Below are 8,892 nucleotides of genomic sequence, written 5' to 3'. Positions count from 1 at the left end.
TGATCGGTGAGCGTGAGAAGGCCGTGAATGCGGCTATGTCGGATTTCCAGGCTGATGGTGTTTCGGAGGATTACCAGGCGGTGGAGAACCGTTTCCGGAACGCGGCGAATGAGACCCGGAACATTATCGCGTTGGTGAAGCAGACGCTGTCGCAGAATGACGAGACCGCTGCGGGTGCGGGTGCGCGGGCGAAGTCCGCCGTGCAGAACATCGGCTAACGGCCATGACCTATTCAATCCAGCCCGTGGAAGTCCGCGCCGTCCTGGGGGAAGTGGCAACCTTTGCCGAACAGTACCAGGCGCACATCGATGCCTTCGAAGGGAATTTCCAGGCCTTGGCGACGGCGGCGAAGGGGGAGGCCCTGGCCGCAACCCTCGCCGAGTTCACTCAGCGCGTGCTGGTGCCGAAGATAACCACCATCAGCGGGCGGACCACTGACGCGGCGGAGGCAGTGGGCAACGCCGTGGTGATCGTGGAATCCGCGGACGGACAGATGGCCGACGAAGCAAGCACGGCCCAGATCCAGCTCGCCCAAAGCACTGCCGGCGGCTCGTACGACACCGCCGACGTCGGCCAGTCCAACCGCGGCGGCGCCGTCGCCGTCGCCTGACCATCCGCACTCCTGCACCTACACGGTTCGTTACCTCGAACGGGAAGTGAATGACGCCATGTCCGTCTTTAACGTATCCGAGCTGGAAGCCTTGATGCCTGAACCGGAGGAGGTCCGGACGGCCTCGAAAGCCCTGCTGGACGGCGCCACGGCCATCGATTCGATCACTGACTCAGCCGCGCAGTCCTGGGGCAGGCTCCAGGCCCCGGACGTCTACGTCATTGACGGCGCCGAAGTGGTCCACTCCGCCTACCAACCCATCACCACCGCGTCCCAGGACCTTGCGGATGACCTCGGCACCGTGGACAAGGCCGCCAATGTCTTCGCCGACGCCGCTGTCAGGCTGAAAAGCCGCCTTGCCACAGCAAAGGCCGACGCCGAGGCCTTCGATCAGAAAACCGCGGATGACGAAGACTGGAACAAGGACAAGGACCTCGACGCCGAACAACAGAGCATCACCGGCGAGCTTAACTCCATCCGTGCTGACCTTTACGAGGCCGAGCGGGATTTCGCGAACGCAATCAAGGCGATTTACGGCGGCGACAAGTACGTTGAAACGACGGAGGCCGGAGCCGGCGAGGGCGAAGTTGAATATGGGTTTTCCCGTGATTCGCTGAATACGGCATCGATGGAGGGCAACGTTCCCTGGGCCCACCCGCGCGAGTTCGACAAGCCCTGGTTGCAGGACGTCGGGGACGCCGTCGGCTCCTTTGCCAAGGGCGTGTGGAGCGGAATTAAAGGAACGGTCACCGGCCTGGGCAACATGGTTGGCCTCGGCGGGGCGGACGCGTTTGCGCAGACCTGGAAGGGACTGGGGAAGCTGGCCACCGATCTGGCCATCGTTGCTGTCCCCGGCGTGACTGCTGTCATGGTGGCTACGGGTAACGGCCAGAAGGTGAAGGACGCCGCCAACAACCTGGTTGCCGTCGGCAAGGCAGCGGTTCACTGGGACGAATGGAAGACCGATCCGGCCTATGCGGCAGGGGCCTCATCCTTCGACCTGGCGAGCATCCTCCTCACTGCAGGTGCGGGCGCCACTGCCAAGGTCGGCTCTGTGGCCTCCAAGGTGGGCGACGTCGCCGCAACGGGAAGCAAAGTCGGCAAGGCAGTGGAGGTCAGCGGACTGGGCAAAGCCGCCAATGTCACCGTCAAGATCACCGACATGGCCGAGAAAATCAAGATCGACACCTCCCGTCTGGCCGTCAATGCCGGACGCAACGCACTGGACGCCGGCAAGACGGCTCTGGGACGCGTGGGGCACCCCGGTCCGGATGTGGACGACGCCGCGACCACGGCGGGTCGTGCTCCGGTACAGAGCGTGGACGAAGCTGCGGCCGGCTCCGGTACCCGGACGTTCCCTGACCAGCAGACTCCGGCCGGCGGGGGAAGTCCCCGTCCCGCACCCTATGTCCCGGATTCACCCGCTCCCGCTCCGGGCGGAACCAACCTGGCCAACGACGGCGGTGGGACCGGTACGCGGGCACCCGTCGGAACGCCTGAGCCAGACGCTCCGCCTCGCACAGAAGCGCCGGGCACTGCGGCGGATGCACCTGAGCCGGATAACGCCCCGGAGGCGGATAACGCCCCGGAGCCGGATAACGCCCCGGCGAACGCGCCGGAACCCGATGACACCGGATCAGGGAATGCCGGTACGGGAAACACCGACACGGCGCCCGAGCCGTCCGGACCCGGCAACACCGACTCGTCCGCAGGCCGCGGCGGGCCTGCAACGCTTACTGACCGGGACGACGCCGGCCAGGGCAGTTCAGCCCAGGCGGAGACCGCTCCTGCACCGAAACCGGACGCTGACGGTGACGCCGGACGTGGCGCCGCGCACAGTGATGCTCCGGAGACGGATGCCGACACTGGTAGGGCTTCGGCCGGGAGCAATGCTCCGGAGACGGATGCTGATGCAGGTGGCCCTGCCGCGCGCAGCGATGCTCCGGAGACGGATGCCGACACTAATGCAGGAACCGGACGGGACGCTGTTGATGCTGACGGGGACCCCAAGGGCGACAACGCCGCCGAGGCCGGGAACCGGCCGCCCACGTCGACAGACACAGACAGCGCCTCGGCAGATCCCAAGACCCTGCCCGACGACGGCACATCGGCGCCTGGCCAGACGGCGCCCGGACACACCGACGTGGAGACCCCGGAGCGGTCCTCGGTTCCGGACGATGACGGTGGCCGTACCGCCACCGGAGACCCGGACGGCCCGGATTCCGCTGAGGCTTCTGTTCCGGTGCGTGAGAACGGGTCGGACGGAACCGCATCGGGAGAGGGAACGGGCAACGGCGATGCGTCGCCTGCGGACGACGCCGGAGCTCCCCCCTCCGATGGCGACGCTCCCGATGCTCCCGGTGTGCCCTCGGCCCAGGAACGCGTCGCGGACGCCATCCCTGAGGTGAAACACCGGATCGAGATCAATGACTTCGACAAGCCCAAGACAGCTTGGGCGAAGGAAGGGGACGTGCTGCAGCCGAATACCCAATACGACGTCGCCGGCCGTGGCACCTTCTACACGGACGAGAACGGCAAGGTCGCGGTGGTGACCGCGAACAGTCTGCCCGATAGGATTCACCCGGACCTGAATCGTCCGCTGCCGAACGTGGTTTACCAAGTGAACGACGTCGTGATGTACCGGACGGATTCCAACGCCAACACGGTCTACGCCTTCATCGATGACTACCGGCCCAGGGACGGTATCCGCAGCGAGGGCATCCAGAGATCGGTGGGGGGTGCGGGCTTCCAGGAGATGTACCCGGGGATGAGGCCCGCGGACGTACCTAACAAGTACCGCTACGATGGTGGTCATTTGATCGGTACGCAAAGCGGGGGTGTACGCGAACGGATCAACCTGCAGGCTATGCTCCGCCAGGTGAACCAATCGGTGGGGGGAAAAAACAGTTTTTACCGCCTCGAACAACAACTGATTGAATTGAGTCGGCAAACCCCGCCGGTGCGCCTTACGCTCGAGATCGAGAGTATTTTCGATAATGGAGGAAAGACGCCCACGGAGTTTGTAGTAGAACACGCCATAAATGGGGAGTTTGCGGGTCGGAAACGATTTATAAATGCCAGTGACGGATTATAGGAATGGATGATCATCAATGTCTGAAAATGGTGCCACAGTGGATGTAGTTGTACGGCGGGCCGAGCTGGAGATGTCGTTGGCTCGGGACGTGGACGGGAGTGTGTCACCGGGCTGGCGGTCGCTCAGGTTCGAGGGGCGTGAGGCCGCCACCGTGTCGGAAGTCCAGCTCTACGTCGATCGGAACGGTGTGGTGAAGATTGAAAGAAATTCAAATCAGTCATTCAAACTCATGTCGGAGTTGCGCAAACTCATGTACCGGCCGGGGTATGGCACCTGGTTCTCCCTGACCATGAAGATCGATGACCAGGGGCATGCGGAAACGCACTACAACTACGACGAGGAAGCGGCCTGGAGCTTCCCCTTGGATGATGAGTCCTACGTCGAAGACCAGCAGAAGTTTCCGCGGGATCCGGAGCATATTCCTGCGTGGCTGGCTCCGAAGCTTGGGCTTGGCGGCGCTTCCAACTAGTTCTACCGGGTGGGAGCTTCGGCTCCCACCCGTGCAGTAGATATAACCATCCGATGATGAGGGGGTTGGCCGGTGTCTGAACAGTTGGCGGGTCTGGATCTGGTTTTGCGTCGGACCGAGTTGGAGACCGCGTTGGCTCGCGATGTCGACGGCAGCGTTCCCCCGGGATGGCAGTCCCTGAAGTTCGTTGCGGTTGCCACCGGTAGCGTCATCGAGTCCCTGATCTACGTCAAGCGCGACGGCGTCGAGGAGCGCGAAAACGCATCGGATGATTCCTTTGACTTGCTCCTGGAGTTGCGGAAATTAATGTACCGCCCAGGCTGCGGTACGTGGTTCTCGTTGACGATGAATCTTGACAACCAAGGGCACTTGGCAGCGAATTACAATTACGACGAGGAAGCGGACTGGAGTTTCCCGTTGGATGACGAGTCCTACGTTGAGGACCAGAGGATTTTTCCGCGGAATCAGGAGCATATTCCTGCGTGGTTGGCTCCGAAGCTTGGGCTAGACGGCGAATCCAACTAGTTCTAGTTCTACCGGGTGGGAGGTTCGGCTCCCACCCGTGCAGTAGGTAGCTGTAACCATTCGATGATGAGGGGGTTGGCCGGTGTCTGAACAGTTGGTGGGTCTGGATCTGGTTTTGCGGCGGACGGAGCTGGAACGGGATCTGGCTCGGGTCGTGGACGGGAGCGTTCGGGCTGGCTGGCAGTCGTTGAAGTTCGAGGTGCTTTCTGCTGGAACTGTCACGGAGTCCATGATCTATGTTGACCGTAACGGTGTCGAAGAGCGTGCCAACTCGTCTAATGATGACATTCCTCTGCTGAGGCAGTTGCGCAAGCTGATGTATCGGCCGGGGTACGGCACATGGTTCTCCATGGTGATGCGCCTCGATAACCAGGGGCATGCCGAGACGCACTACAACTACGACGAGGAAGCGGACTGGAGTTTCCCGCTTGCCGACAAGACTTATCAGCGGGACCAGCAGAAGTTTCCGCGGGATCCGGAGCATATTCCGGCGTGGCTGGCTCCGAAGCTTGGGCTCGGCGTCGCTTCCAACTCACCCGTGCAGTAGCGGTAACCATCAAATGATGAGGGGATAGGCCTGTGTCTGAGGAGTCAGTGGCAGTTGATGCGGTCTTGCGGAGGACCGAGTTGGAAAGGGAACTGGCTCGGGTTCTTCACGAGAGCGTTCGGGGCGGCTGGCAGTCGTTGAAGTTTGAGGCGCGTTCGTCGGGAAAGGTGACGGAATCACTGACTTATGTTTACCGTAACGGGATCGAAGAGCGTGCTAACTCGAAACGCGCCTTTTCTCTGCTGCGGCCGTTGCGCAAACTTATGTATCGGCCGGGGTACGGCACCTGGTTCTCCATGGAAATGCGTATTGATAACCAGGGCCATGTGGAAACGCACTACAACTTTGATGAGGAGTCGGCCTGGAGTTTCCGGCTTGCTGATCGGTCCTATCAGCAAGACCAGGAGAAGTTCCCGCGGGATCCGGAGCATATTCCGGCGTGGCTGGCTCCGAAGCTTGGGCTTGGCAGCCATGGTTCGTGACGACGGGCGCCGACGCCGACGCCGGCGTCGTAGTCCCGTAAAGCTCCCGCAACCGGACGCTATACGGCAAGATTGGTTAGGTGAGCACAGCCAAGACATCCCCTGAACCCACGGTCACCGAAGCCGCCGTCGAGTCGGTCAGTACAGACACCCCGCCCGCCGGGGACCTGCGCGAGGAATATCAGACGCTCGCTGAGCAGGTGCGCCGCTACCGCTTCGCGTATTACAACGAAGACGCACCCCTGGTTTCGGACGCGGAATTCGACCGGCTCTACCGCCGGCTGGAAGAGATTGAGGCGCTGCACCCCGAGCTGGTCACCAACGATTCGCCCACCCAGGAGGTAGGCGGCGAAGTATCCGCGGCCTTCTCTCCGGTGGAACATCTGCAGCGGATGTACAGCCTCGAGGACGTTTTCTCCCTCGATGAGCTCGACGCCTGGGTACGCAAGGCCGAAGCGTCCGTGGCCAACATTGCTCCCGGTGCGAAGATCAAGTGGCTGACCGAGCTGAAGATCGACGGACTGGCCGTCAACCTGCTCTACCGCAACGGCGAACTCGTCCGGGCCGCCACCCGCGGGGACGGCACCACGGGCGAGGATATCACCCACAATGTACTCACCATCGCCTCCATCCCGCGCACCCTCAAGGGCGAGGACTTGCCGGCAGAAATGGAAATCCGCGGCGAGGTCTTCATCCCCTCAAAGGAATTCGCGGCTCTGAACGAAACCATGGTGGAAGCGGGCAAGGCACCGTTCGCCAACCCGCGCAACGCCGCCGCCGGTTCCCTGCGGCAGAAGGACCCCGAAGTCACCGCCCGCCGCCCGCTGAGCATGTACGTGCACGGCATCGGGGCACGGGAAGGACTCAACGTGGCGAGCCAGTCCGAAACCTACGAACTGCTGAAGCAGTGGGGACTGCCGACGTCGCCCTATTACAAGGTGCTGGACACCTACGAGGAAGTGCTGAAGTACATTGCCGACAACGGCGAGCACCGGCACGATCTCTCCCACGAAATCGACGGCATTGTGGTCAAGGTGGACGACTTCGGCCTGCAGCGCGCCCTGGGCAACACGTCCCGCGTGCCGCGCTGGTCCGTGGCCTACAAGTACCCGCCGGAGGAAGTGAACACCAAGCTACTGGACATCCGCGTGAACGTGGGCCGCACCGGCCGGGTCACGCCCTACGGGATGATGACGCCGGTGCTGGTCTCCGGCTCCACGGTGGAAATGGCCACGCTGCACAATCAGGACGTGGTGAAGGCCAAGGGCGTGAAGATCGGCGACACCGTGGTGCTGCGCAAGGCCGGTGACGTGATCCCCGAAATCGTGGGCCCCGTCGTCGCACTCCGTGACGGCAGCGAACGCGACTTTGTGATGCCCACCCACTGCCCCTCCTGCGGCACGGAATTGAAGCCGGCCAAGGAAGGGGACGTGGACATCCGCTGCCCCAACTCCAAGTCCTGCCCTTCGCAGCTGCGCGAGCGGGTGTTCCACCTGGCTGGCCGCGGTGCCTTCGACATCGAAGCGCTCGGCTGGGAGGCAGCTATCGCCCTCACTTCGCCGGCCGAGCCGGAAACCCCGCCGCTCACCAGCGAGGCGGGTCTGTTCGACCTGAAGATCGAAGACCTGGCGGATGTGCGGATCGAACGGCCGAAGCGGGTGAAGGGCGTGGTGGACGGCACCGAACTCGTGCCGTACTTCTACACCAAGGGCACCGCCAAGAAGCCGTCCGTGCCCAGTGCCACCACCCGGAAGCTGTTTGATGAACTGGAGAAGGCCAAGACCCAGCCGCTGTGGCGGGTTCTGGTGGCGCTGTCGATCCGTCATGTAGGTCCGACGGCGGCACGCGCCCTGGCCGGTGCCTTCGGTTCCATGGAGGCCATCCGTGCCGCCACGGAAGAGCAGCTGGCGCATGTCGACGGCGTCGGCCCGACCATCGCCGCCGCCCTGAAGGAATGGTTCGCCGAGGACTGGCACCGCGAGATCGTGGACGCGTGGGCCGCTGCCGGGGTGCGGATGGCCGACGAACGCGACGAATCCATGCCGCGGACACTGGAGGGCCTGACCGTCGTCGTCACGGGAACGCTGCCGAACTTCAGCCGCGACGAGGCCAAGGAAGCCATCCTGACCCGCGGCGGCAAGGCTTCGGGATCGGTTTCCAAGAAGACCGACTATGTGGTGGCAGGAGAGAACGCCGGCACCAAGCTGGACAAGGCCGAGCAGCTGGGCGTCCGCGTGATCGACGAAGACGACTTCCGCACGCTGCTGGCCGAGGGATCCGTGCCGGGCGGCGCCGCACCGGCCGCTGAATCTGAGCCGGAGTCCGTGCCGGCCGGGGAGTCCGAATGATGCCGTTACCCGACGCGGCGGACCCGCTGGAACTGCTCGAAGTGGCCCGCGAAGCGGCCGCCGCCGGTGCCGCTGTGCTGGCACAGCGCTCTGCCGGCGGTCTCAACGCGGTGAACAAGAGTGCCGACGGCGACTGGGTCACCGATTTCGACACCGCCGCCGAGGTAGCGGTCCGGGAGGTCCTGGCCCGCCTGCGTCCGCACGACACAGTGCTGGGGGAGGAGCTCGAGCCGGCTGTCCCGGTGCATCCCTCCGGCATCCGCTGGTCCATCGATCCGCTGGACGGCACCACCAACTTCATCCGCGACATCGTCTATTACGGCACCTCGGTGGCAGCGGTGAACGACGACGGCGAGTGGCTGGCCGGCGTCGTTCACGCTCCCGCGCTGGTGCGCGTGTATTCGGCGGCCCGCGGGCACGGTGCCTGGCTGGCCGAGCACGGCAGCGTCCGGAAGCTCACCGGTCCCGATCCGCAGCGGGTCGGAAAGCTGCTCGGTACAGGGTTCTCCTATGATGCTTCGGTGCGCTCCGAGCAGTACGCGGCTTTGCCACCGTTGGCGGAGCAGTTCGCCGATGTGCGGCGGCTGGGGTCCGCGGCCTTGGACCTGTGCATGGTGGCGGACGGTTCCCTGGATGCCTATATCGAGCGCGGTCTCAACGAATACGACTACGCAGCCGGCGCCCTGATTGCCGAGGAGGCCGGCGTTCCTGTCCAGCGTCCTCCGCAGCCTGCCAACGACGCCGAGCGGCTCGACGCGGTTACTGTTGCCGGGGCTGCGCTGCTGGGTTAGCTGCGGCTGGACGCTAGTCTGCGGGA

At 63.8% G+C, this 8,892-nt stretch carries 9 protein-coding genes; all 9 read left to right on the top strand.

The window, feature by feature from the left end; translation table 11 throughout:
* A partial coding sequence (locus LOC56_RS16030; protein ID WP_229953265.1) for a pore-forming ESAT-6 family protein occupies positions 1-218 on the top strand: 218 nt, incomplete at its 5' end.
* Between the two features lie 5 nt (positions 219-223).
* Positions 224-610 (top strand): DUF6507 family protein, encoded by a 387-nt coding sequence (locus tag LOC56_RS16025; RefSeq protein ID WP_229953264.1) that lies wholly within the window; start codon positions 224-226, stop codon positions 608-610.
* A 58-nt stretch (positions 611-668) separates the two neighbouring features.
* Positions 669-3,704, top strand: coding sequence for a DNA/RNA non-specific endonuclease (locus LOC56_RS16020; RefSeq protein WP_229953263.1), 3,036 nt, complete (start codon positions 669-671; stop codon positions 3,702-3,704).
* A 229-nt stretch (positions 3,705-3,933) separates the two neighbouring features.
* Positions 3,934-4,173: a hypothetical protein gene (locus tag LOC56_RS16410; protein WP_229953262.1), complete on the top strand. Its 240-nt coding sequence runs from the start codon at positions 3,934-3,936 to the stop codon at positions 4,171-4,173.
* A 72-nt stretch (positions 4,174-4,245) separates the two neighbouring features.
* Positions 4,246-4,698, top strand: coding sequence for an immunity protein YezG family protein (locus LOC56_RS16350; RefSeq protein ID WP_229953261.1), 453 nt, complete (start codon positions 4,246-4,248; stop codon positions 4,696-4,698).
* Between the two features lie 82 nt (positions 4,699-4,780).
* On the top strand, positions 4,781-5,245 hold the full coding sequence (locus LOC56_RS16005; RefSeq protein ID WP_229953260.1) for a hypothetical protein: 465 nt from the start codon (positions 4,781-4,783) through the stop codon (positions 5,243-5,245).
* Between the two features lie 47 nt (positions 5,246-5,292).
* Positions 5,293-5,727 carry a hypothetical protein gene (locus tag LOC56_RS16000; protein WP_229953259.1) on the top strand — a complete coding sequence of 145 codons (435 nt, stop codon included), beginning with the start codon at positions 5,293-5,295 and terminating at the stop codon, positions 5,725-5,727.
* A gap of 167 nt (positions 5,728-5,894) precedes the next feature.
* Positions 5,895-8,075 (top strand): NAD-dependent DNA ligase LigA, encoded by a 2,181-nt coding sequence (gene ligA, locus LOC56_RS15995; protein ID WP_231703928.1) that lies wholly within the window; start codon positions 5,895-5,897, stop codon positions 8,073-8,075.
* A complete protein-coding gene (locus tag LOC56_RS15990) occupies positions 8,072-8,866 on the top strand; it encodes an inositol monophosphatase family protein (RefSeq protein ID WP_229953257.1) in 795 nt (264 codons plus the stop codon). The genes ligA and LOC56_RS15990 overlap by 4 nt, the downstream gene beginning before the upstream one ends.
* The last annotated feature ends 26 nt before the right edge of the window (positions 8,867-8,892 follow it).

Origin of the sequence: Arthrobacter sp. zg-Y179 (assembly GCF_020907345.1) — a bacterium.
GTDB lineage: Bacteria > Actinomycetota > Actinomycetes > Actinomycetales > Micrococcaceae > Arthrobacter_B > Arthrobacter_B jinronghuae.
Note: the sequence above shows the minus strand (reverse complement) of the source record. Positions and strands in the feature narration are given on the sequence as shown.